24 protein-coding genes and 1 tRNA gene are annotated in these 21,950 nt (G+C 68.4%); 11 read left to right on the forward strand and 14 right to left on the reverse strand.

Annotation, left to right across the window (positions count from 1 at the left end; all coding sequences use genetic code 11):
• Positions 1–104: 104 nt before the first annotated feature.
• A complete protein-coding gene (locus M3195_RS04360; RefSeq protein WP_251585348.1) occupies positions 105–578 on the forward strand; it encodes an Lrp/AsnC family transcriptional regulator in 474 nt (157 codons plus the stop codon).
• Here the strand turns inward: M3195_RS04360 and M3195_RS04365 are convergent.
• Positions 550–1,449 (reverse strand): alpha/beta fold hydrolase, encoded by a 900-nt coding sequence (locus M3195_RS04365; protein WP_251585349.1) that lies wholly within the window; start codon positions 1,447–1,449, stop codon positions 550–552. The genes M3195_RS04360 and M3195_RS04365 overlap by 29 nt on opposite strands.
• 78 nt (positions 1,450–1,527) lie before the next feature.
• Here M3195_RS04365 and M3195_RS04370 point away from each other — a divergent pair, with 78 nt between their 5' ends.
• The 3 genes from M3195_RS04370 (at position 1,528) to M3195_RS04380 (ending at position 3,630) form a co-directional block, all read left to right on the forward strand.
• Positions 1,528–2,283, forward strand: a complete 756-nt coding sequence (locus M3195_RS04370) for a 3'-5' exonuclease (RefSeq protein WP_251585350.1) — start codon at positions 1,528–1,530, stop codon at positions 2,281–2,283.
• On the forward strand, positions 2,264–3,193 hold the full coding sequence (locus tag M3195_RS04375; RefSeq protein ID WP_251585351.1) for a helix-turn-helix transcriptional regulator: 930 nt from the start codon (positions 2,264–2,266) through the stop codon (positions 3,191–3,193). Before M3195_RS04370 ends, M3195_RS04375 begins: the two co-directional genes overlap by 20 nt.
• 86 nt (positions 3,194–3,279) lie before the next feature.
• On the forward strand, positions 3,280–3,630 hold the full coding sequence (locus M3195_RS04380) for a DUF7882 family protein (RefSeq protein WP_251585352.1): 351 nt from the start codon (positions 3,280–3,282) through the stop codon (positions 3,628–3,630).
• A 7-nt stretch (positions 3,631–3,637) separates the two neighbouring features.
• On the opposite strand, the gene M3195_RS04385 is transcribed toward M3195_RS04380, so the two are convergent.
• The 3 genes from M3195_RS04385 to M3195_RS04395 form a co-directional block, all read right to left on the reverse strand.
• Positions 3,638–3,841, reverse strand: coding sequence for a DUF6458 family protein (locus tag M3195_RS04385; RefSeq protein WP_096716029.1), 204 nt, complete (start codon positions 3,839–3,841; stop codon positions 3,638–3,640).
• 122 nt (positions 3,842–3,963) lie between these two features.
• Positions 3,964–4,037: transfer RNA gene (locus M3195_RS04390), tRNA-Ile, on the reverse strand.
• A gap of 28 nt (positions 4,038–4,065) precedes the next feature.
• The gene (locus M3195_RS04395; protein WP_251585353.1) at positions 4,066–4,602 is read right to left on the reverse strand and encodes a gamma carbonic anhydrase family protein; all 537 of its coding nucleotides are present in this window, start codon (positions 4,600–4,602) and stop codon (positions 4,066–4,068) included.
• A gap of 139 nt (positions 4,603–4,741) precedes the next feature.
• Between M3195_RS04395 and M3195_RS04400 the strand changes: the two genes are divergently transcribed.
• Positions 4,742–5,227: a Dps family protein gene (locus tag M3195_RS04400; RefSeq protein ID WP_096716027.1), complete on the forward strand. Its 486-nt coding sequence runs from the start codon at positions 4,742–4,744 to the stop codon at positions 5,225–5,227.
• Between the two features lie 77 nt (positions 5,228–5,304).
• Here M3195_RS04400 and M3195_RS04405 read toward each other — a convergent pair whose 3' ends face one another.
• Genes M3195_RS04405 through M3195_RS04425 form a run of 5 tightly spaced genes read right to left on the reverse strand, consistent with a single transcriptional unit; the run spans position 5,305 to position 10,181 of the window.
• Complete coding sequence (locus M3195_RS04405; RefSeq protein ID WP_251585354.1) at positions 5,305–6,801, reverse strand: amidohydrolase; 1,497 nt, start codon at positions 6,799–6,801, stop codon at positions 5,305–5,307.
• The gene (locus M3195_RS04410; RefSeq protein ID WP_251585355.1) at positions 6,798–7,439 is read right to left on the reverse strand and encodes an FMN-binding negative transcriptional regulator; all 642 of its coding nucleotides are present in this window, start codon (positions 7,437–7,439) and stop codon (positions 6,798–6,800) included. The genes M3195_RS04405 and M3195_RS04410 overlap by 4 nt, the downstream gene beginning before the upstream one ends.
• Positions 7,440–7,462: 23 nt before the next feature.
• Positions 7,463–8,473 (reverse strand): Fpg/Nei family DNA glycosylase, encoded by a 1,011-nt coding sequence (locus M3195_RS04415; RefSeq protein ID WP_251585356.1) that lies wholly within the window; start codon positions 8,471–8,473, stop codon positions 7,463–7,465.
• Between the two features lies 1 nt (position 8,474).
• Positions 8,475–8,960, reverse strand: coding sequence for a ribose-5-phosphate isomerase (locus M3195_RS04420; RefSeq protein ID WP_251585357.1), 486 nt, complete (start codon positions 8,958–8,960; stop codon positions 8,475–8,477).
• A 36-nt stretch (positions 8,961–8,996) separates the two neighbouring features.
• A complete protein-coding gene (locus M3195_RS04425; RefSeq protein WP_251585358.1) occupies positions 8,997–10,181 on the reverse strand; it encodes a ferrochelatase in 1,185 nt (394 codons plus the stop codon).
• Positions 10,182–10,305: 124 nt separating this feature from the next.
• Between M3195_RS04425 and pepN the strand changes: the two genes are divergently transcribed.
• The 4 genes from pepN to M3195_RS04445 all read left to right on the forward strand — a co-directional run bounded on the left by pepN (position 10,306) and on the right by M3195_RS04445 (position 16,112).
• A complete protein-coding gene (pepN, locus tag M3195_RS04430; protein WP_251585359.1) occupies positions 10,306–12,858 on the forward strand; it encodes an aminopeptidase N in 2,553 nt (850 codons plus the stop codon).
• A gap of 73 nt (positions 12,859–12,931) precedes the next feature.
• Positions 12,932–14,011 carry a mechanosensitive ion channel family protein gene (locus M3195_RS04435; protein WP_374209303.1) on the forward strand — a complete coding sequence of 360 codons (1,080 nt, stop codon included), beginning with the start codon at positions 12,932–12,934 and terminating at the stop codon, positions 14,009–14,011.
• Entirely contained in the window at positions 14,008–14,457 is a 450-nt protein-coding gene (locus tag M3195_RS04440) for a globin (RefSeq protein ID WP_251585360.1), read from the forward strand. Before M3195_RS04435 ends, M3195_RS04440 begins: the two co-directional genes overlap by 4 nt.
• Entirely contained in the window at positions 14,454–16,112 is a 1,659-nt protein-coding gene (locus M3195_RS04445; protein ID WP_251585361.1) for an FAD-binding dehydrogenase, read from the forward strand. The genes M3195_RS04440 and M3195_RS04445 overlap by 4 nt, the downstream gene beginning before the upstream one ends.
• A gap of 19 nt (positions 16,113–16,131) precedes the next feature.
• Here M3195_RS04445 and M3195_RS04450 read toward each other — a convergent pair whose 3' ends face one another.
• Positions 16,132–16,797: a hypothetical protein gene (locus M3195_RS04450; RefSeq protein ID WP_251585362.1), complete on the reverse strand. Its 666-nt coding sequence runs from the start codon at positions 16,795–16,797 to the stop codon at positions 16,132–16,134.
• Positions 16,798–16,850: 53 nt separating this feature from the next.
• Between M3195_RS04450 and M3195_RS04455 the strand changes: the two genes are divergently transcribed.
• Complete coding sequence (locus M3195_RS04455; protein WP_251585363.1) at positions 16,851–17,738, forward strand: acyl-CoA thioesterase; 888 nt, start codon at positions 16,851–16,853, stop codon at positions 17,736–17,738.
• Between the two features lie 33 nt (positions 17,739–17,771).
• Here M3195_RS04455 and M3195_RS04460 read toward each other — a convergent pair whose 3' ends face one another.
• From M3195_RS04460 to M3195_RS04475, 4 genes are all read right to left on the reverse strand, one after another.
• A complete protein-coding gene (locus tag M3195_RS04460; RefSeq protein WP_251585364.1) occupies positions 17,772–18,260 on the reverse strand; it encodes an acyl-CoA thioesterase in 489 nt (162 codons plus the stop codon).
• A 4-nt stretch (positions 18,261–18,264) separates the two neighbouring features.
• Complete coding sequence (gene ettA, locus M3195_RS04465; protein WP_251585365.1) at positions 18,265–19,944, reverse strand: energy-dependent translational throttle protein EttA; 1,680 nt, start codon at positions 19,942–19,944, stop codon at positions 18,265–18,267.
• Between the two features lie 129 nt (positions 19,945–20,073).
• The gene (locus M3195_RS04470; RefSeq protein WP_308211570.1) at positions 20,074–20,565 is read right to left on the reverse strand and encodes a DUF6993 domain-containing protein; all 492 of its coding nucleotides are present in this window, start codon (positions 20,563–20,565) and stop codon (positions 20,074–20,076) included.
• A 54-nt stretch (positions 20,566–20,619) separates the two neighbouring features.
• Positions 20,620–21,171, reverse strand: a complete 552-nt coding sequence (locus M3195_RS04475; RefSeq protein WP_251585366.1) for a single-stranded DNA-binding protein — start codon at positions 21,169–21,171, stop codon at positions 20,620–20,622.
• A 218-nt stretch (positions 21,172–21,389) separates the two neighbouring features.
• Here M3195_RS04475 and M3195_RS04480 point away from each other — a divergent pair, with 218 nt between their 5' ends.
• Positions 21,390–21,659, forward strand: a complete 270-nt coding sequence (locus M3195_RS04480) for a hypothetical protein (protein WP_251585367.1) — start codon at positions 21,390–21,392, stop codon at positions 21,657–21,659.
• Positions 21,660–21,950 lie beyond the last annotated feature (291 nt).

Genomic DNA, 21,950 nt, shown 5'->3' on the forward strand with positions numbered 1-21,950 from the left:
CTAACCAGAGCGTACGTCTGCTCATCACCTCGCTCAAGCAATGGAAGACCGCTTGAGCATGTTGCTCAATTCAGTGGAATACCACCCTGCTACCCTTTGGCACTATGGCTGGCCTCGACCGCATCGATCTCGAACTCCTCGCCGCGCTCGCCGACGATCCTCGTGTCACGATCGTGGCACTCGCCGAGAATCTCGGCCTCTCGCGCAACACCATCCAGGCGCGCATGGCACGTCTCGAGCAGACCGGGGTGTTCCTCTCCTACGAGAGGTCGTTCTCGACCGACGTGCTCGGATTCCCCCTGCAGGCGTTCGTGAGCATCGGCGTCCGTCAGACCGAGCTGCCTCGCATCATCAACGAACTCGCGCGCATCCCCGAAGTCGTGCAGGCCCATGGTCTCAGCGGCTCCATCGATCTCCTGGCGCGGGTCGCGTGCCGTGACGCCCGTCATCTGTTCGACACCGATGCCCGCATCCTGTCGATCGAGGGAGTCGAGCGCACCGAGACCGCGCTCGCGATGGGCGAGGTCATCCCGTTCCGGGTCGCCGGGCTCATCGGCCTCGCGAAACGGGAATCCTGAGGAAGCGACGGATCGCGCCGGCGGCCTCGGCCGGTGTCTCGTAGTGGATCAGGTGCCCGACGTGGGCGATCTCGACGAGCTCCGCGTCGGGGAAGCGCCGCACGAGCTCCCGCTCGACCTCGATCGGGGTGATGTCGTCGCGCTGCGCCGCGATCAGCAGCGTCGGGACGTCGATGGACGATGCGAACTGGCTCACGTCGTGCGAGACGCTCGTGACGAAGGCGTCCCGCAGCACGTCGCGATCGGCGAAGCGCGAGAAGTACGTGTCGTGCTGGTCGTGGATGAACCGGCGCAATCCCGGGTCGGAGGTCTTCGCCATGGCGATGCTCATGATCCGCACGATCAGCCGGTTCCTCAGCAGTGCCGTGCCGAGCCGCGGGGGCAGCTTCGCGCCGAACGCGTAATAGAGCACGGCGAGACGCGTCATGACGCCCTTCGGACCCGCCAGCGCCGGCGCCCCGATCGGATTGATCAGGATCAGCTCCGGCGTCGAGAGCCCTGACGCGACGGCGGCGGAAGTGACGATCGACCCGAAGGAGTGGCCGAGGATGACGGCACCCGGAGCGACCTGCGCCGCGAAATCGCTCAACCACGCCGTGTACTCGTCGAGGTCGTACGTCCTCCCTGCGACGGGAGCGGACTCGCCGAAGCCCGGCAGGTCGGGGGCGACGACCCGCGCCTCGGGAAGGAAGGCGAGCACGGACTCGAGGCCGTGATGCTCTCCGCGGAATCCGTGCACCGCGATCAGGGTGACCTCGGCGTCCGCCGGGCCGTACACCCAGTAGGCGGTGTCCGCGCCGCGCACGTGCACGGCGTGCCTCTCCACCGGCAGTCGGCTCAGGCGGTCTGCGTACGGCGACGTGACGGTCATCCCTCGAGTCTACGGATCCGAAGGAGCGCTCCCGTGTTCTTCAGGCCCGATGTCGGTGCTCGCCTCTACCGTGATCCCATGCCCCGCGATGCCCCGATCCCCGAGTGGATCACGCGCGTCGGGGTGTTCGACCTGGAGACGACCGGAGTCGACGTCGAGCACGATCGCATCGTGACCGCGCACGTCGGCCTGCTCGACGATCGTGGTGTGGAGATCGCGGCCCGGAACTGGATGGCAGACCCCGGCATCCCGATCCCGGACGGCGCGACCGCCGTGCACGGGATCACGACCGCCCATGCGCAGACTCACGGTCGCCCTGCGCTCGAAGTGGTGACGCAGGTCTCCTCTGCTCTCGCATCGCTGCTCTCGCAGGGAGTGCCCATCGTCGCCTACAACGCCTCCTACGACTTCTCCCTGCTCGCGCATGAGGCGCGGCGGCACGGCATCCCGGTCCTCGAGAGCCCGTCCCCCGTGATCGATCCCCTTGTCATCGACAAGGCTTATGATCGATATCGGCCCGGTAAGCGCACGTTGCAAGTCGTCGCAGCGCATTACGCGGTGCCACTCGAGGACGCGCACGATGCTTCCGCCGATGCCGTCGCGGCCGGGCGCATCGCCCAGGCGCTGGCCCGACAGTTCGTGCTTCCCGTGACGCTCTCCGAGCTCCACGAAAGGCAGATCGGCTGGGCCCGCGCCCAGGCCGCGAGTCTCACCGACTATTTCATCCGCATCGGTCGCATCGATCCCGAAGACACCATCGACGGGTCATGGCCGGTGCGCCCCCGTAGAGCGCCCCTGAGAGAGGATCTCCCCCATGCGTTTCCACTCCCGTGACGTCGCCCGTGTCGAGGAGACCTGGCAGCAGTACGTCCCCTCGGCGATCCTGCACGACGTCGACCCCCGGCGCTTCCGCTTCGACTGGCACTCCGAGGTGCTTCCCGGCATGAGCATCGTCCGCTACGACCTCGCCGCTCGCGTCCACTCGACGGCTGAGCCGCAGGATCAGTTCCTCGCCTGTCGCGTCGACGGAGCCGGCGTCCGCCTGCATTCCGACGGGGCGGATCTCGACCCTGCACGTCCCTGGTTGACCGACGGCCCGCGGGTGCACGCGCACTGGGACGAGAGCGTCCGCGTCACCGCGCTGGTCTTCGACCGTGAGCCGCTCGAGCAGCTCGCGCGCCGCATCACCGGCGACGACACCATGGCGCTTCACGTCACCGACCTCTCCCCCTCGACCGCCGCTGCGGCATCGGCGTGGGACCGCATGTTCGACTACGTCGAACGCAGCATCCAGGAACTCGAGGCGGGAGACGCCCTGCTCCGTGCGGAACTCGCCCGGCACGCAGCGACCACGACGCTGTCGACGTTCTCGACGACCATCCTGAGCAGGCGCTCCCGCTCACCGCAGACCGCGCCCGCGCCGGCGACGGTGCGGAGAGCCCTCGCCTATATCGCCGAGAACGCGCACAGACCGATCACGATCGACGATGTGGCCGCCGCTGTGCACATCTCGACGCGCGGACTGCAGTATGCGTTCCGGCGTGCGCTCGATGTCACACCGGCCGAGTGCCTGAGACAGGCGCGCCTCGACGGAGCCCACCGCGAACTCCGCTCGGGGGTGCCGACGACGGTCGCGGCCATCGCCCGACGCTGGGGGTTCGCGCACCCGTCGCGCTTCGCAGCCGCCTATCGGGAGGCGTTCGGCGTACTGCCGTCGGTGACGGCCGGTAAGCACAGGAGATGACGCGAGGCGAACACCCTGTTCGCTTTTCTGGCGTGGCGCCTCGTCACGGCTCGGAACGGGTTTCACGACAGCCTAGATTTCGAGACATGGGTTTTCTGTACTACGGCGACTCCGAGCCGATCCAGATCGATGACCGCGCGCTCGCGCATCTGAAGGTCGTCGTCGCCACGAAGCTCCGCCGCAACGAGAGTTTCACGGTCTCCTGGCGTCACCCCGACGGTCAGCCGAACGGACGCTCGACCATCTGGCTGCACCCGTCCATCCCGCTGCGCTTCGTCTTCCAGGATCCGGAGACTCCCGAACTGAGCCGGCGATGGATCGAGGATCTTGCTCACTCCGCCAACTCGAGTGGGGGAATCACGCTCGTCGACGAGCACCTCGAAGCCCCGGAGCCGATCGAGACCGGCCCCGGGGCGCTCGAGTCCGCAGCGGACTGAGGCCGCGTCAGATCACGTCTCGCTCGACGACGGTGTCGCGGCGACCGCGCCGGGCGACCAGCAGGATCAGCCCGATGATGAAGACGAGTGCGCCCGCCGCCATCAGGATGTAACCGACCATGTCGAGGTTGACCCAGTCCACCTGGATGTTGAGGGCGAACACGAGGATCGCGCCGATCACGAAGAGCACGACGCCGGTGCCGATGGTCATGATGCCTCCTAGATTCCGGACGAACCGGGCAGGGTGAGCCGGTCGTTCCGCTTCTCAGAGTGTCAGCGCCTCGGTTCGCGCAACAAGGGCTTGACATGCTCGTCCGTGCGCGGATTCGACGGTAGGGCGGGCGGGACTTGAACCCGCGATCGTTGGGTTATGAGCCCACTGCCTTAACCAGCTTGGCCACCGCCCCGTAGCGACAAGCCTAGCGGTCGAGTCCGTCAGGCCGGAGTCGCGTCCTCGTGCGTGCGCAGATGACCGAGATAGATGTCGGCGTTCGCGATCAGCCCCTCCCGCTCGTCCTCGGTGAGTGACCTGCGCACCTTCGCCGGGACGCCGGCGACGAGCGAACCGTCCGGCACCTCGGTGCCGCTCAGCACTACGGCCCCGCCCGCGATCAGACATCCCGCCCCGATCACGGCGCCGCTCAACACCACCGCGCCCATGCCGACCAGTGAACCGTCGCCGATCGTGCACCCGTGGACGACGGCGTTGTGCCCGATCGACACCTTCGCGCCGATTCGAACGGGATGACCGGCATCCACGTGGACCGAGACGTTGTCCTGCACGTTGCTCCCTGCACCGACGGAGATCTGCGCCGAGTCCGCGCGCAGCACGGCGTTGTACCAGACGCTCGCCCCCGGCTCGATCCGCACGTCCCCGACTACACGGGCACCATCGGCGACGAAGGTCGCCTGGGCGATCGAAGGGACCTTGTCGCCGAGGGCGAGGACGGATGCGCCGGCTGCGATGCTCATGAGGCGAGACTACCCTCACACGCCCGATTTTCCGCGTGATTACGGGGCGGTAAGCCGAGCCTTCGCTTGCTTGCGGAATGATTCCAGACGAGTAGCGTTGTCTTCACCAGGCAGAAGAATCCACTCCGGAGGAGTCACGATGAGCAAGGCACAGACCGTTCCCACCACCGCCAGCGACCCGACCGTCGCGGCCGCAGCCGCCCAGTTCCTCTCCCCCGTCGTCCTCGGCCTCCAGGCACTCACGATCAACGGCAAGCAGGCGCACTGGCACGTGCGCGGCGCCAACTTCGTCGGCGTGCACGAGCTGCTCGACACGATCGTCGCCCACGCCGGCGACTTCGCCGACACCGCCGCAGAGCGTATCGTCGCCCTCGGACTGCCGATCGACGCACGCGTCAACACCGTCGCGGGCAAGGCGGGCGACACGTCCGTGCCGGCCGGCTTCACGCAGTCCGACGAGCTGGTGCGCGCGGTCATCACCGACATCGACGCGATCCTCGTCGACCTGAAGGCCGCGATCGACGGACTCGACGAGGTCGACCTGACGAGCCAGGACGTCGCGATCGAGATCATGCGCGGACTCGAGAAGGACCGCTGGTTCCTCGTCTCGCACATCGCCGCGTAATCGCACTGAGACGAGGAAGGGCACCGGGAGCGATCCCGGTGCCCTTCCTGGTTCTCGCAGGCAAGCCGCGACGACCCTCACCCGCGGTGCGTGAGACGTCCGCCGAGGAGCGTCGCGACGACCGGCATCCCGCGCAGCGTCTGCCCCTCGACGGAGCGAGGGTCGACGCCGCACAGCACGAGGTCAGCGACCTCGCCCGGTCGCGTTGACGACCGCACGCTCGCACCGAGCGCTTCCTCGAATCGCAGTGCCTCCTCGGGATGCCACGGCGCTCGCTCGTCGTCCGTCCGCGCAACGGCCGCCGATATGGCCTGCCACGGATCCAGGGGCGCGACCGGTGCGTCCGAGCCGAACCGCAGCTCCACCCCTGCGTCCTGCAGAGCCCTCAGCGGATAGCCGATCGAGGTCTGCGACGACCAGTGCGTACCGACGATGTCGCGGTCGTCGAGCGCATGCTGCGGCTGCACGCTGGCGACGACCCCGAGCCGACCGAAGCGAGCGAGATCGGCGTGACGCACCAGCTGCGCGTGCTCGATCGTCCCGACCGCGCCGGTCGTGGTGAACGCGTCGAGCGCGGCGGTCACCGCTCGGTCGCCGATGGCGTGCACAGCGACCGCTAGCCCCGCGCCCGTCGCGGTCGTCAGAAGCTCGGTGAGCTCCGCCGGAGGAACGGTGAGCACTCCGTAGTTGTCCGGATCGTCGGGGTAGGCGTGCGAGCAGGCGGCCGTGCGGGTGCCGAGGGACCCGTCGCTGATGATCTTCAGCGGGCCGACATGGATGAGACCGCGCGCCGCCTCAGGCGCGTCGACGAGCTCATGGGCCTCTCCCGTGCGCAGGCCCGTCGCGATCGCGCGGGCGAGGTCGAAGGGATACACGGCGAACTCGACCCGGTGCGCGGCGAAACCCGCCTGCACGCGGCGCGACCACGCATCGGCGTTCCAGGCCATGTCGAAGTCGACCAGGCCCGTGACTCCCCGCGACGCGGCCCGCGCGCCGGCCTGTGCGACGGCGTGATCGCTCTGCGCCGGATCGGCGGCGTTCAGGCGACGCGAGATCTCGAAAGCATCGGCCTCTCGCAGCACGCCGTCGACGGCATCGAACCCCTCCCGGCGCAGGGCGGCCGAGTTCAGCCAGGTGCTGTGGACGTCCGCATTGATGAGGTACGTGGGCGCGCTGCCCGTCGCTGCGTCGAGCAGCGCGAGGCTCGGCTCATCGGGCCAGAGGGCGTCCCGGAACCCGCTGCCGACGCGGCGTCCGTCCTGCAGCGGCACCGCACGCGACATGATGCGAGCTGCCTCTGCTGCGGAGGCGGCGTCGCCGAGCGGCGTGCGCTGCGACTCCAATGCCCACTGCACGGTGTGCACGTGATTGTCCCAGAGTCCGGGCACGACCCATGCGCCGTCACCATCGAGCACCTCCCCGCGCGCGGCCACCGCGCCGGCCGGGGCGATGTCGACGATCCGCCCGTCGTCGAGGAACACGTCGACGGGTTCGTCGTCGATGAGGAACTCGCGACCGGGGCCCGCGATCCGCACCGAGGTGACGGTGCCGATGCCCTCGCCGTTCGCGCTCACCGGACGGCGCCCGTGCGAGCGTCACGCGCTCTGCGCATCTCGGCGGCGAGCTCGGGGTGCGCGTACGGCCCGTCGGACTCCAGCGCTTCGATGACGGCATCCACCGTCTCTGCCGGCTTGTTCTGGCTGAGCTTGCGCTTCGCGACGACGCGGCTCGGCGTGAGCCGGAACCCCACGGTGCCCGAGGCGAGACGGGTGACGAACGCCGGATCGTTGGGGCGCTCCCACATGCGGCGGGGGTCAGGCATCCGTCCTTCGAATCGGTCGACGAGCCGGTCGAGCACGACGAGGTTCTCCTCGTCGGAGAGGATCTCCGGGATGCCGGCGAGGTGCACGGCCGTGTAGTTCCAGGTCGGCACCGCCTGCACGTCGCCGTACCACCCCGGGGAGATGTATCCGTGCGGCCCCTGGAACACCACCAGCAGCTCGCGCTCCCCCATACCGTGGATCAGGTCGTCGGGACGACCGACGTGACCGACGATCGTCAGGTCTTCGCGGTCCTGGTCCAGCAGGACCACGTAGTGCGACGAGACGAGTCCGTCGGGGCCGTTGCTGACGATCGTGGCCCACGGATTCGCGTCGACGATACGACGGATCTCATCGACGTCCGCGAGGGTGAAGCTGGGATTCTGACGCATCCCCCCAGCCTATGACCGCCGCGTCACGCCTGGCAGCGAGGACACCAGTAGAGCTTGCGCGCGCCGATCTCCTCGAGAGCGATCTCGGTGCCGCAGACCCGGCAGGGCAGGCCGGCGCGGTGATAGACCCAATGGCGGTCGTCGCGACTCGCCATGGCTGCGCGGTAGGCCTCGGGCGACAGGTCGTCCATCGTCATCATCTGGCCGGTCTCGACGCCGATCGCCAGCAGACGCACCCAGTCGCGCCACAGTGCGCGCACGACATCCTCCGGCACCTGCTTGCCGGGCGTGTGCGGATTCAGGCGCTGCCGGAAGAGCATCTCGGCTCGGTAGACGTTGCCGATGCCGCTGACGACCGACTGGTCCATGAGCAGGAGGGCGATGACGGTCTGCGTCTTGCGCACGGCACGCACGAAGCGCTCCTCGTTCTCGACCGGGTCGCCGACGAGCGGGTCGGGGCCGAGCTTCGCGATGGTCGCCAGCATCTCGTCGGGCGTCTGCAACACGCAGGCGGTCGGTCCGCGCAGGTCTGCGGCCGTGATGTCGGTCATGAGGCGCAGACGCACCTGCCCGACGACCGGGGGCGGCCACTCGACGCGATCCCCGTCCGACTCGTCACCGAGCCCTTTGGTCTGCTCCGACATGCGCACGTGCACGCGCGTGCGACGCGGAGCGCCGATCGACGACAGGGAATTTTCGCCCGCATCGTCGAGGATGGGATCGTCGAGCACGGTGCCGCGCTGATTGGTCTGTCCCATCCGGCCGTTGGCGGACGCGATGGTCGGGTCGACGACGATCTCGCCGGCGAAGTCCCACGCGCCGTAGAGCCCGAGATGCACGCGCAGCCAGACGTCGCCCTCGGCCTCGAGGAACATCTGCTTCCCGACCGCCTGGACGCTCACGGCCTCGCGACCATCGAGGATCGCGGCGCCCTCGGCGAACCGGCCCTGGGGGCTCGACGCCGACATGGGCTTGCCGACGAAGTTGCGATCGAACTGTCTCGCGATCCGGTGGACGGAGTGACCCTCGGGCATCTCAGGCCCGAGGATCCGGCAGCAGCGACCCGTCGCGCTCGAAGTCGGCGATCTGAGCGATGCGACGCACGTGGCGCTCCTCGTCCGAGAACGGCGTGGCGATGAACGTGTCGATGAACGACGTCACCTCGTCGAAGGTGTGCTGACGCGCACCGATCGAGATCACGTTGGCGTCGTTGTGCTGACGCGCGAGCTCTGCCGTCGAGGTGTTCCAGACGAGCGCGGCGCGCACCCCCTCGACCTTGTTCGCGGCGATCTGCTCGCCGTTGCCCGACCCGCCGAACACCACTCCGAGCGTCTCGACGCCGGCTGCCTGGTCGGCGACCACCGCCTGAGCTGCGCGGATGCAGAAGGCCGGGTAGTCGTCGAGCGCGTCGTACTCGACCGGACCGTGATCGACGACCTCGTGCCCCGCGGCGCGCAGATGGTCCTGCAACTGCGTCGAGAAATCGAGACCGGCGTGATCGGTGGCGATGTGGATGCGCATGGCTCCCATCCTAGGATCGAGCGCCGACACGCGGCATCACGGTGCGACGCCGGCCGCGGCCGGCTTGAATCCCGCGCGGATGTTCTCGCAGCATCCGGGACGGCAGACGTCGAACCCGCCGGGGAGCGACGTGACATGGGGACGCTGCTCGTTGGGGCGCCCTTCGAGGCGTTCTTCGATCAGGTCGACGATGCCGGCCACGAACGACGGAGCCACGCCGGGCGTCGGAGTCCGGGTGAACGCCAGCCCCGCTTCCTCCGCAGCTTCGGCGGCTTCGGTGTCGAGGTCCCACAGCACCTCCATGTGATCGCTCATGAAGCCGACGGGGACGACGGCGACCGCCCGGCGCCCCCGCGAGGACAGCTCGCCGATCACGTCGCACACGTCGGGCTCGAGCCACGGCTGCGAGGCAGGACCGGAGCGCGACTGGTACACGAGCTCCCACGAGACCTCGGCAGCTGCGGGGACGGAGGCGCGCACCCGGTCCATCACCCAGGCGGCGACCGCGAGGTGCTGCGCCGCGTACGCGCCTCCGTCGCCCCAGTCGATGTCGCGGGCGCCGGAGCGCTGAGCATCCTCCGTCGGGATGCTGTGGGTCGAGAAGAGGATCTGGATGTCGGATGCCGCGATGCCCTGACCGAGGAACGACTCGACGGCTTCGCGCACGCCCGTCTCGAAAGACTCCACGAAACCGGGGTGGTCGTAGAAGGGGCGGATCTTGTCGATCGTGACGGTCTCGCCGAGTCCCGTCTTCTGCAGCACTCTGGCGAAGTCCTCGCGGTACTGTCGGCAGCTGGAGAAGGAGCTGTATGCGCTCGTCGCGAAGGCGAGGAGGGTGGTGTGGCCGGCGTCCGCAGCCTCGGTCACCACCTCTTCCAGGTACGGGCTCCAGTTCCGGTTGCCCCAGTACACGGGCAGATCGATGCCCCGCCGCTTCAGCTCACCCTCCAGCGCCTCCTTCAGGATGCGGTTCTGGCCGTTGATAGGGCTCACGCCGCCGAAGTGACGGTAGTGGTGCGCGACCTCCTCGAGGCGCTCGTCGGGGATGCCACGACCGCGCGTGACGTTGCGCAGGAACGGGATGACGTCGTCCTGTCCCTCGGGACCCCCGAAGCCCGCGAGCAGGATGCCGTCATACGCGACCGGGGTGGTCACGAAGGGTGCTCCGCTCGCGGCGGCGGCTGAGGCAAAGGGGACGGTGTTCGGCTCGATCGCAGTCACCCCTCCATCCTTTCACCTCTCCGACGTGAGACAGGCCGGGATGCTGGCGTAGGCTGTCATGGTTGCCGTGGGCGCCAACTGCGCCGGGTTGCGGTGACATCCCCTCACCCCTGGGAGTACAGCTGTGCCTGGAGAGAACCTCACCCGCATCGAAGCGCAGGAGCGCCGCGACGTCATCGATACCCAGTCGTACGAGGTGTCGCTCGACCTCACCAAGGGCGCCGAGGTCTTCGGTTCCCGCAGCGTGGTGCGCTTCACCGCGACGCCGGAGAGCTTCACCTTCATCGACCTGATCGCGCGCGAGGTGCGCGAGATCTCGCTCAACGGCGAGCAGCTCGACCCCGAGGAGGTCTTCGCCGACTCGCGCATCGCCCTGTCCGGTCTGCAGGCCGAGAACGTGCTCGTCGTCGACGCCGACTGCCTCTACACGAACACCGGTGAAGGGCTGCACCGCTTCGTCGATCCGGTCGACGGCGAGGTCTACCTGTACTCGCAGTTCGAGGTCCCCGACTCCCGCCGCGTCTTCGCCGTGTTCGAGCAGCCCGACCTCAAGGCGACGTTCCAGTTCACGGTCACCGCACCCGCCGCGTGGAAGGTCGTCTCGAACTCCCCCACGCCCGAGCCGATCCTGCACGACGACAGCACGATCGCCACCTGGGGCTTCGAGCCCACCCCTCGTATCTCCTCGTACATCACGGCACTGATCGCCGGCCCCTACGAGTCGACGTTCTCGGAGCTCACGAGCGCCTCCGGCCGGGTGATCCCGCTCGGCGTCTACGGGCGCAAGAGTCTGTGGCAGCACCTCGACGCCGATTACATCTTCGACAAGACCCGCCAGGGCTTCGCCTACTTCGAGTCGAAGTTCGGAGTCCCCTACCCGTTCGCGAAGTACGACCAGCTCTTCGTCCCCGAGTTCAACGCCGGTGCCATGGAGAACGCGGGCGCCGTCACCTTCACCGAGACCTACGTGTTCCGCAGCAAGGTGACGGATGCTGTCAAGGAGCGCCGCGTCGTCACGATCCTGCACGAGCTCGCCCACATGTGGTTCGGCGACCTCGTCACGATGAAGTGGTGGAACGATCTCTGGCTCAACGAGTCGTTCGCCGAGTGGGCGTCGACCATCGCGACCGCCGAGGCCACCGAGTGGACCGAGGCGTGGACGACGTTCAACGCGATGGAGAAGACCTGGGCGTACCGTCAGGACCAGCTGCCGTCCACGCACCCGATCGTCGCCGAGATCAACGACCTCGAGGACGTGCAGGTCAATTTCGACGGCATCACCTACGCGAAGGGCGGATCCGTCCTCAAGCAGCTCGCGGCCTGGGTCGGCATCGAGCAGTTCTTCGCCGGTGTCTCGCAGTACTTCCAGAAGCACTCATGGGGCAACACCGAGCTGAGCGATCTGCTCACCGAGCTCGAGGCCACCAGCGGTCGTGAGCTGAGCAGCTGGTCGAAGAAGTGGCTGGAGACGGCCGGCGTCAATACGCTCGAGCCGTTCATCGTCGAGGACTCCGACGGCACCATCTCGCGCTTCGCCGTGACGCAGACGGCGCCGGCCGACTATCCCACGATCCGCCCGCACCGCCTGGGCATCGGGTTCTACTCGCTGCAGGACGGCGCGCTGGTCAGGGTGCACTACGTCGAGGTCGACGTCGACGGCGACCGCACCGAGGTGCCGGAGCTGCAGGGCCTCACGCGCCCCGACCTCGTGCTCCTGAACGACAACGATCTCGCCTACGCGAAGATCCGCCTCGACGAGCGCTCGCTGGCGACCGCGATCGCCCACCTCGCCGACATCAGCGAGCCGCTTCCGCGCTCGCTCGTGTGGGGTGCGGCCTGGGACCAGACGAGGGATGCCGAGACGGCGGCGTCGGACTACATCGACCTCGTGCTCGGCAACATCGGTCGCGAGACCGAGTCGACGACCGTTCGCACCACGCTCGCCCAGCTCCGCACCGCGGCGACGCTGTACGTGGCGCCCGAGCAGCGCGAGGCCGCCCGCCAGAAGGTGGCCGACGGCCTGTGGGCCCTCGCCGAAGGGGCAGAGTCCGGCAGCGACAGCCAGCTGCAGTTCGTGACCGCGTTCGCCGGCTCGCTCGTCACCCCCGAGCACGCGGGCATCGTCGGCCGGCTCCGCTCCGGCGAGGAGACCCTGCCCGGCCTCGAGATCGATGCCGACCTCAACTGGCAGCTGCTGGTCGGACTGGCCACCGTCGGTGCGACGGATGCCGCGGCGATCGACGCGGCTCTGGCCGCCGACAACACGGCCAAGGGCGCGGAGTTCGCCGCACAGGCTCGAGCCGCGCTTCCCGACCTCGATTCGAAGCGTGCGGCGTGGTCGTCGCTGATCGAGCGCGATGACGCACCGAACACGATCGTCCGCTCCGCCGCGCTCGGGTTCGTGCACCCGGCCGGCGTCGACTCGCTCCGCGAGTTCGTCCAGCCGTACTTCGACATGCTGGTGCCGATCTGGGACTCGCGGACGTATCAGATCGCGCAGTACCTCGTGGTTGGTCTGTTCCCGACCGCGATCGCCGACGTGGCCCTCCGAGACGCCACACGCGCCTGGCTGTCCGAGCATCAGGACGCGGCACCCGCTCTGCGTCGCCTCGTGATGGAGAACCTCGCCGACGTCGAGCGCGCACTCGCCGCGCAGTCGCGCGACGCCGACGACTGACACCCGGCCTGAGCGAAGGCCTCAGCGCGGCGCGTCCAGCCCGCGCTGAGGCCTTCTCGCTACCCTGGAGGGGATGACTCCCCTGCCCTCGCAAGTCACTGCCCCGCCCGAAGAACCGGCTCTCTCCCCGGAGTGGACCGAGTTCCTGCGCGTCCTCGGCGACGTCGGTATGAAAGCGCTCCACGTCGCGATCATCATCATCGCGTGCGTCCTCATAGCCCTCGTGCTCCGCGTGGTCATCCGCCGTGTCGTGCACCGCATCGTCGACACCGCGAAGAACAAGGCCTCGGTCGACGACACCCAGGCCCTGGAACGCTCGCCGCTGGCCGACATGCGACTCGTGCAGCGCACCCGCACCCTCGGCACGATCCTCCAGAACATCGTCAACGTCATGCTGGTCGTGATCGCCGTCGTCCTGGTGGTCAACGCCCTCGACTCCAGCCTGCTGGGATCCCTGACCCTGCTCACGGCGGCGGTCGGCGCCGGTCTCGGCTTCGGTGCCCAGAACATCGTCAAGGACGTCCTGAACGGCATGTTCCTCGTCGCCGAGGACCAGATCGGCATCGGAGACGTCGTCGACCTCGGCCTCGCGTCCGGCGTGGTCGAGTATGTGAGCGTCCGTATCACGCAGGTGCGCGACGTCAACGGCACGCTCTGGTACGTCCGCAACGGCGAGGTGACCAGGATCGGCAACATGTCACAGGGCTGGGCTCGCGCGATCATCGACATCGGAGTGCCCCTGGACGCGGACCTCGATCAGGTCGAGCAGGTCATGCTGGAGACCGCCCAGGGCCTCGCGAAGGATCCGAAGTGGCGGACGCGCATCATCGAGAAGCCGGAGCTGTGGGGCCTCGAGTCGATCGGCGGCGAGGCGCTCGTCGTGCGGATCGTCATCAAGGCGCGCGCCAACGCGAAGGACGACGTGGCTCAGGAGCTGCGCAAGCGCCTCCGCGCGGCGCTGCTCGAGAAGGAGATCGCCCTGCCGAGCATGGCGACCGTCGTCCCGACCGGTCTCGACGGTGCGAGGCGGGTACGCGGCGCCAACCCGCCGAAGACGCGACCGAATGCGGTCACCGGTGTTCCGGTCATCCCCGATCGCGGGATCTGGCGACGCAAGAAGCATCAGAACGACGACGGGAGCACCCAGAAGTGACCTTCTACGACGAGGTCGGCGGACGAGAGACCTTCGCGAAGATCGTGTCGGTGTTCTACCGGGAGGTCGCACTGGACCCCGTGCTCAAGGCGATGTACCCGGAGGAAGACCTGGGTCCGGCCGAGGAGCGGCTGCTGCTGTTCCTTGAGCAGTACTGGGGCGGTCCGACCACCTACGGCGAGACGCGGGGCCACCCTCGACTGCGGATGCGGCACATGCCCTTCCACGTCGACCCCGACGCGCGCGATCGTTGGCTCCGGCATATGCGCACGGCCGTGGACGAGGCGCAGTTGTCGCCCCTGCACGAATCGACGCTCTGGGACTACCTGGAGCGCGCCGCATATGCCATGGTGAACACATTCGAGCCCTCCGGCATCGGCACGTCTGCCGACGGCCGCCCCAGGCTCGAGACCCGATCGCGTCAGGAATCAACGGAGAGCACATGACGACGAAGACCCTGTCCGCAGACGTCCTGGTGATCGGATGGGGTCTCGCCGGCCTCGTCGCAGCCGGTGAAGCGCTGGATGCCGGCAAGCGGGTCATCGTCGTCGACCAGGAGCCGCGCACGAACCTCGGCGGGCAGGCGTGGTGGTCGTTCGGGGGTCTCTTCTTCGTCGACTCCCCCGAGCAGCGGCGGATGGGTATCCGCGACTCTCTCGACCTGGCCACGCAGGACTGGTTCGGCACCGCCGGCTTCGACCGGCCGGAGGACGAGTGGCCGCGCCGCTGGGCGGAGGCGTACCTGCAGTTCGCCGCCGGCGAGAAGCGCGCCTGGCTGCGTGAGCGCAGCGTCGGCTTCTTCCCGGTCGTGGGGTGGGCGGAGCGAGGCGGATACGGCGCGCTCGGCCCCGGCAACTCCGTTCCGAGGTTTCACATCACGTGGGGCACAGGGCCGGGCATCGTCGCCCCGTTCGCCGCGGCCGTCGAGCAGGGCGAGCGCGACGGTCGCCTCACCGTCCTCCCCCGTCATCGGGTGGCCGAGCTCACCGTGACAGGTGGCGCCGTCATGGGAGCACGCGGCAGCATCCTCGTTTCGAGCGCGTCCGAGCGGGGGGTCGAATCCTCACGCGAGGTGATCGGCGACTTCGAGATCACGGCTGGCGCCACGATCGTCAGCTCCGGGGGCATCGGTGGAAACCACGACCTCGTGCGCGCCTCCTGGCCGTCTCGACTCGGAACTCCGCCCGAGCACATGCTCACGGGCGTTCCCGCGTACGTGGACGGATCGATGCAGTCCGTGACCGCGGCCGCCGGCGCTCGACTGATCAACGGCGATCGCATGTGGCACTACGTCGAGGGGATCACCAACTGGGATCCGGTGTGGCCGTCGCACGGCATCCGGATCCTGCCGGGTCCCTCCTCGCTGTGGCTCGACGCGACCGGTTCGCGATTGCCCGTTCCCCTCTTCCCCGGGTTCGACACGCTCGGCACGCTCGCGCACCTGCGTCGCACCGGGCACGATCACTCCTGGTTCATCACCTCACGGCAGATCGTGGAGAAGGAGTTCGCGCTCTCCGGCAGCGAGCAGAACCCCGACCTGACCGGGAAGGACGTCGGTCTGCTCCTGCGATCGCGCCTCGCGAAGGGACCGACGGGCCCCGTGCAGGCGTTTCTCGACGAGGGTGAGGACTTCATCGTCGAGAACGACCTGGAGTCGCTGCTCGAGCAGATGCAGCAGCATCCCGGCGGCGAACTCCTCGATCTCGATCGAGTCCGTCGCGAGATCGTCGCGCGGGACCGCGAGATCGAGAACGACTTCACGAAGGATGCGCAGATCGGGATGCTGCGCTCGATGCGCGGCTATCGCGGCGATCGTCTCATCCGCACAGCGGCGCCCCATCGTCTCGAGGATCCTGCGGCGGGGCCGATGATCGCGGTGAAGCTGCACGTGCTCACACGCAAGTCGCTGGGCGGGATCACCACCGATCTCGACGGTCGGGCCCTCGACGCGGACGGCTCTCCGATCCCGGGCCTGTTCGCGGCGGGAGAGGCGAGCGGCTTCGGAGGCGGCGGCGTGCACGGATACCGGGCACTCGAGGGCACGTTCCTCGGCGGCTGCCTCTTCTCGGGGCGCCAGGCGGGCAGAGCGGCGTCGCGCTGACGTCAGCGCAGCCAACGTCTCAGTCGGCGGTGCCCGTGCCGCGCACCGCTGTGAGCCCGATCGCGGCGGGTCCGCGCGTCAGCACGTGCCCTCGGCGGAACGCGAGCCGCGTCCAGCGTCCGGAGCGCATCACGGCGACGTCCTCCTCGCCGGAGATGAATCCGAACGCGTCGGCGGCGAAGGCGACTCCTCTCGGGAGACCGAGCAGGTCGCCTTCCAGCTCGCCCCAGATGGCGGCGCGGAGCGCTCGCACGGCCTCCTCGCCCGCGCCCTCGGTCATGCCATGGGCGACGGCGCTGATGCCCCACTGTGCTCGCTGCGCGACGACGGATGCCGCGATGCTCCCGATCCGCTCCCATTCGCCGCGCGGTGGAGCGATACCGGCCCAGGCGGGCGAGAGTCCGGTCTCCGGAAGATCGAGCACCCGCTCGTCATCGGTCGCGGTGAGCGAGGCGACGACGATGTCGCAGACGAGCTCCGGATCGGCGTGGACCACGCGCATGCCGAGCACGGTCGGGGTCTGATCGAAGAGGCCCTGCGGTGCGAGCGCGGCCGCGGAGAGCGCGAGGACTCCTCCGGTGGCCTGCAGACGGACGCCTTCGTCGGAGATTCGGCCGGCCCGCCCGACGAACGTCAGGACGTCCTTGGTGGTCGGGGCATCGGCGAGGACGAGCTGCGAGGACACAACCTCTAAACTATCAAGGCCAGCGGACGCCCCAGCCGCTGGGGAGGGATGCCATGACCGCCGATTCGCACGCGATCCGCACCGTCGAGCAGTTGCTGGAGGTGCTCGACCTGGACGACACCCGGGCTCGCACCACGGAGGACATCTTCACGGGTCGCTCGCACCCCATGCCGTCCGGCCGGATCTACGGCGGCCAGGTGCTCGCGCAGAGTCTTCTCGCCGCGGAGCGCACTCTGCCGGAGGACCGGGCAGCGCATTCGATGCACGGCTACTTCCTGCGCCCGGGGGACGCGAGTCAGGGTCTCACGATCGCCGTGGACCGCATCCATGACGGGCGATCGTTCTCGACGCGACGCTCGCAGGCGTATCAGAACGGCGTGCCGATCTTCTCGATGATCGCGTCGTTTCAGGACGAGGGACCCGGCGTGGAGCATTCGACGCCGATGCCGTCCGGAGTCCCGGACCCCGAGACCCTCGTGCCCGACGAGGAGCGCGTCGACGGGCTGCCCCCGGGCACCTCACGGATGCTGAGCGACCGTGCGGCCGACGTGCGTCACGTCGAGGGCCCGCTGTTCCTTCCCGGTGATGACGCGCAGGTGCCCGAGCAGGGCGTGTGGATGAAGATGCGGGCACCTCTGCCTGACGATCCCCGCATCCACCGTGCGGCGCTCGCCTATCTGAGCGACATGACGATCCAGGAGTCGATCCTGCGGGCGCACGGCGTCTATTGGGCGCTCCCCGGCCTCAAGGTCGCCAGCCTCGACCACGCGATGTGGTGGCATCGACCGGCGCGGGTCGACGAGTGGCTGTTGTATCTGCAGGAGTCGCCCAACGCCCGCGGCGGCCGCGGCCTCGCGCAGGGACGGATCTTCACCCGCGACGGCGAGCTGGTGGCGTCGGTCGCTCAGGAGATCATGGTGCGGGTGCCGGATCGATTGTGACGCCCCGGCGCACCGCCAGCAGTGCCGGCTCGGTCAGCGGTGGGCGTATTCGATCGACGGTCCGACGAACGGCTCCCACGCGTCGCGCATCTCCTGGGTGAGCCGGGTCGGCCGCCCGGAGCCCGCGTCGACGAGCACGATGACGGCGGTTGACCGCGCGTAGATCGTGCGCGGCTCCGCCGTCGGGTCGTTGTGGACTTCGTAGCAGACCTCGACGCTTGACCCGCCGAGCTTGCCGAACCACATCTGGACCTCGAGCGGACGTCGCTGGTACGGCACCGGCGCGAGGTACTCGATCTCCTGCCGTGCGATCAGCGTGAGCACGCCCTCATCGATCCCCGAGTCGAGCACCGCCGTCGAGGGCGCCTGCTCCCCGGGGCCCGCCCGCCAGAAGGCCCGAACACGTGCTTCCTCGAGCAGCTTGAGCATCGAGGTATTGTTGACGTGGTTGAACGCATCCAGGTCCCCCCAGCGGAGGTGGATCGGGATGTGCAGGCGGGACCCAGGTTCGTGCTCGGTCATCGCGTCAGTCGCGCGTGAGCTTGCGGTGGGTGGAGCGGTGCGGCTTTGCGGCATCCGGTCCAAGGCGCTCGATCTTGTTCTCCTCGTACGCCTCGAAGTTGCCCTCGAACCAGTACCACTGGTCGGGCTTCTCGTCGGTGCCCTCGTAGGCGAGGATGTGCGTGGCGATCCGGTCGAGGAACCACCGGTCATGGGTGATGACCACCGCACAGCCGGGGAATTCGAGCAGTGCGTTCTCGAGAGAGCTGAGGGTCTCGACGTCGAGGTCGTTGGTGGGCTCGTCGAGGAGCAGCAGGTTGCCGCCCTCCTTGAGCGTGAGCGCGAGGTTCAGTCGGTTGCGCTCACCACCCGAGAGGACTCCCGCCTTCTTCTGCTGGTCGGGTCCCTTGAAGCCGAACTTCGACACGTACGCGCGAGACGGGATCTCGGTCTTGCCGACGGTGATGAAGTCGAGTCCGTCCGACACGACCTCCCAGAGCGTCTTGTCGGGGTCGATGTTCGCGCGCGACTGGTCGACGTAGCTGATCTTGACCGTCTCGCCGATCTTCAGGTCGCCGCCGTCGAGGGGCTCGAGGCCGACGATCGTCTTGAAGAGCGTCGTCTTTCCGACGCCGTTCGGCCCGATCACTCCGACGATGCCGTTCGGCGGAAGGCTGAAGCTCAGGCCGTCGATGAGCGAGCGCCCGTCGAAACCCTTCTGCAGCTTCTTCGCCTCGATGACGACGTTGCCGAGGCGCGGACCGGCCGGGATCTGGATCTCTTCGAAGTCGAGCTTCCTGGTCCGCTCGGCCTCCGCTGCCATCTCCTCGTAGCGAGCCAGACGCGCCTTCGACTTGGTCTGGCGCCCCTTCGCACTGGAGCGGACCCACTCGAGCTCCTCTTTGAGGCGCTTGGCGAGCTTCGCGTCCTTCTTGCCCTGGATCTCGAGGCGCTCGCCCTTCTTCTCCAGGTACGTCGAGTAGTTGCCCTCGTAGCCGATCAGCCGGCCGCGGTCGACCTCGGCGATCCACTCGGCGACGTGGTCGAGGAAGTACCGGTCGTGGGTGATCGCGATGACCGCGCCCTTGTACGACTGGAGGTGCTGCTCGAGCCACAGCACGCTCTCGGCGTCGAGGTGGTTCGTGGGCTCGTCGAGCAGCAGCAGGTCGGGCTTCTGCAGGAGCAGCTTGGCGAGGGCGACGCGTCGCTTCTCACCACCGGAGAGCGGCGCGATCGCGGCGTCTCCCGGCGGGGTGCGGAGAGCGTCCATGGCCTGCTCGAGCTGGGAGTCGAGGTCCCAGCCGTCGGCGGCGTCGATCTCCTCCTGGAGCGTCCCCATCTCGGCGAGCAGCGAGTCGAAGTCGGCGTCCGGGTCGGCCATGAGGGCCGAGATCTCGTTGAACCGGTCGAGCTTCGCCTTGATCGCGATGCCGTCCTGGATGTTCTCCAGGACGGTCTTGGACTCGTCAAGCTCCGGCTCCTGCATCAGAATGCCGACCGAGAAGCCGGGCGTGAGCTTCGCTTCTCCGTTCGACGGCGTGTCGAGACCCGCCATGATCTTGAGGATCGTGGACTTACCGGCGCCGTTCGGGCCGACCATGCCGATCTTCGCACCGGGCAGGAACGACATCGTGACGTCGTCGAGGATGAGCTTCTCACCCACCGCCTTGCGTGCACGGACCATCGAGTAGATGTACTCAGCCACCGAAAACCGCTCCTTCTGTTGGCGTCGAAGTTCGACACTCCAGCCTACCGGCCCCTCTCCCGTCGGGCCGACGAGCGCGGCGCTCGGCGACGAATCGGCTTCCGGGGGACCCGTACTGCGCCCGCGCGATCACCAGTCGATCGGTCGAGTGCTGCCGATCAGGCAACGCCCCTCGGCGAGCTGCGGCAGCACTGCTGTGACGGGTTCCCCGGTCGAGGGCCCGACCTGTCCGACGAGGCACTCGGTCTCGCCCCACCTGACCGAGAACTGCAAGCTCTCCGCGGGGTTCCCCACCGTCGAGACGTCTTCGGTCACTTGCATGGCCTCTCGGTCGAAGCCGGCCGCGATCAGAGCATCGATGTAGGCGCGACCGGCGACGCGCTGATCGGACGCCCAGACCTGCGCGGTGACCGCCGAGAACAGCGGCAGGTTCTCCTCAGCGGTGCCCTCAGGCACGAGCACGGGGCCGCTCGGCGTCGGCTCGGCGCTCGTCTCCGTCGCGCTCGGCGAAGGGGTGGGCTCGCTCTGCGGCCCGCACGCGGACAACATGAGCGTCGCACCGAACGCGACGGAAAGGAGAGCAGCAGCGCGTGCCGTTCTGAAAGCCTGTCGTCGAAGCACGCCCCGAGTCTACGGGGGCGGCGATGAACGCCCTGCGCCACGCGCTGCGAGCCCTCAGGACGATGCACTCCAGGCATCGACCGCCGATGCGGAGGCGACCAGCTCACCGCTCGCTGGGTCCACAGAGGGCAGCGCGGGGTCGGCCCAGGGTGTGTCGATGTCGCGTGTGCTCGCGGACGCATCGGCCAAGATGTGCGCTGAGGAGTCCGCGTCGGCGGACTGCCGACCCTGGTCGGCAGAATCCGATCGAGTAGTCGACTTTCGATACGCCGTGGTGCCCCAACGAAGGTCGTGCCCCACCGCGTCTGCGTCGATGTCGACGCTCGTCCCCTGTTTGCCGTTGTTCTCCCAGGCCCGGATCTTCATGCGCCCCGTGACGATCACACTGTCGCCCGCGCGCAATGACGCCTTCACGTTCTCGGCGAGATGGCGGAACGCCGCGACCGAGTACCAGTTCGTGCCGACGTCGATCCACGTCTGCGTGGCCTCGTCGAAGCGCCGATGCGTGCTGGCGAGGCGGAAGTTGGTCACGGGCACTCCCCCGGCCGTGCGGCCCTGTGTCGGGTCGGTGGCGACGTTGCCGATGATCGTGACGGTGTCCTGCATGTCTGTCTCCTTCGCGAGCCGGGTCGGACGCCCGGATGCTCCAAGCATCACCGCGGAGGAATCGCCGCGTTCCGCGCTGGCGCGCCCAACGCCGGTGATTGTGGACAGGTCGAGTAGGCACTCGCTCCGTGCGGAAGAGATCGGAGGCCCCCGCTGGCGACCCTCGCGGAGGGAATGTCGGTGGTCGATCATATGTTCGAACCAGAGAGGAGTTACCGATGTCCGACACACAGCTCTTGACCGCACCCGAGGTTCCGTACGCAGCGCCCCGCCTGTCCTCGCCACACGAGCACCTCGTACGCGCCTCCGCGCATCTCTGGCGTGTGCTGGACGACCGCGGACGTGTGCTCGGACACCTCCGGATCCTCGCCGATCCCCTAGGACTGCGATACCGCGCAGAGCGACTGCATCTGCCCACGGGTACGTTCCGACTGGTCGGCGACTTCTGGCGTGCCGACGACGCCGTCGCCGCTCTGCGCAACGGCTGAAAGACGCGCAGGTGCCGAGCACGGGAGCCAAGCTGCGTGAGATGCAGGCGCGGCACTGGCAGCGAAACTTCATGCGCATGATCGAGTACCTCCGCGGTCATCCGTGCCGAGACTGCGGCGAATCCGATCCCGTGGTCCTGGATTTCGACCACCTCCCAGGATTTGCGAAGCGATTCGAGATCGCGCGCGCAGTCGGGGCCTCGACGCGCTCTTGGGCGTCGATCCTTGCGGAGGTCGACAAGTGCGAGGTGGTGTGCGCGAACTGTCACCGTCGGCGAACGGCCCGGCGAG

Source organism: Microbacterium hydrocarbonoxydans (genome assembly GCF_023715885.1).
Taxonomy (GTDB): Bacteria; Actinomycetota; Actinomycetes; order Actinomycetales; family Microbacteriaceae; genus Microbacterium; species Microbacterium hydrocarbonoxydans_C.

Coding starts and splice junctions, on each gene's coding strand:
- M3195_RS04395 (WP_251585353.1), bottom strand. CDS start 4,602: ATGAGCATCGCAGCCGGCGCATCCGTCCTCGCCCTCGGCGACAAGGTC.
- M3195_RS04435 (WP_374209303.1), top strand. CDS start 12,932: ATGACTCCCCTGCCCTCGCAAGTCACTGCCCCGCCCGAAGAACCGGCT.
- M3195_RS04410 (WP_251585355.1), bottom strand. CDS start 7,439: ATGCGTCAGAATCCCAGCTTCACCCTCGCGGACGTCGATGAGATCCGT.
- M3195_RS04385 (WP_096716029.1), bottom strand. CDS start 3,841: ATGACCATCGGCACCGGCGTCGTGCTCTTCGTGATCGGCGCGATCCTC.
- M3195_RS04360 (WP_251585348.1), top strand. CDS start 105: ATGGCTGGCCTCGACCGCATCGATCTCGAACTCCTCGCCGCGCTCGCC.
- M3195_RS04445 (WP_251585361.1), top strand. CDS start 14,454: ATGACGACGAAGACCCTGTCCGCAGACGTCCTGGTGATCGGATGGGGT.
- M3195_RS04375 (WP_251585351.1), top strand. CDS start 2,264: ATGCGTTTCCACTCCCGTGACGTCGCCCGTGTCGAGGAGACCTGGCAG.
- M3195_RS04455 (WP_251585363.1), top strand. CDS start 16,851: ATGACCGCCGATTCGCACGCGATCCGCACCGTCGAGCAGTTGCTGGAG.
- M3195_RS04400 (WP_096716027.1), top strand. CDS start 4,742: ATGAGCAAGGCACAGACCGTTCCCACCACCGCCAGCGACCCGACCGTC.
- M3195_RS04415 (WP_251585356.1), bottom strand. CDS start 8,473: ATGCCCGAGGGTCACTCCGTCCACCGGATCGCGAGACAGTTCGATCGC.
- M3195_RS04475 (WP_251585366.1), bottom strand. CDS start 21,171: ATGCAGGACACCGTCACGATCATCGGCAACGTCGCCACCGACCCGACA.
- M3195_RS04370 (WP_251585350.1), top strand. CDS start 1,528: ATGCCCCGCGATGCCCCGATCCCCGAGTGGATCACGCGCGTCGGGGTG.
- M3195_RS04460 (WP_251585364.1), bottom strand. CDS start 18,260: ATGACCGAGCACGAACCTGGGTCCCGCCTGCACATCCCGATCCACCTC.
- M3195_RS04480 (WP_251585367.1), top strand. CDS start 21,390: ATGTCCGACACACAGCTCTTGACCGCACCCGAGGTTCCGTACGCAGCG.
- M3195_RS04380 (WP_251585352.1), top strand. CDS start 3,280: ATGGGTTTTCTGTACTACGGCGACTCCGAGCCGATCCAGATCGATGAC.
- M3195_RS04420 (WP_251585357.1), bottom strand. CDS start 8,960: ATGCGCATCCACATCGCCACCGATCACGCCGGTCTCGATTTCTCGACG.
- M3195_RS04365 (WP_251585349.1), bottom strand. CDS start 1,449: ATGACCGTCACGTCGCCGTACGCAGACCGCCTGAGCCGACTGCCGGTG.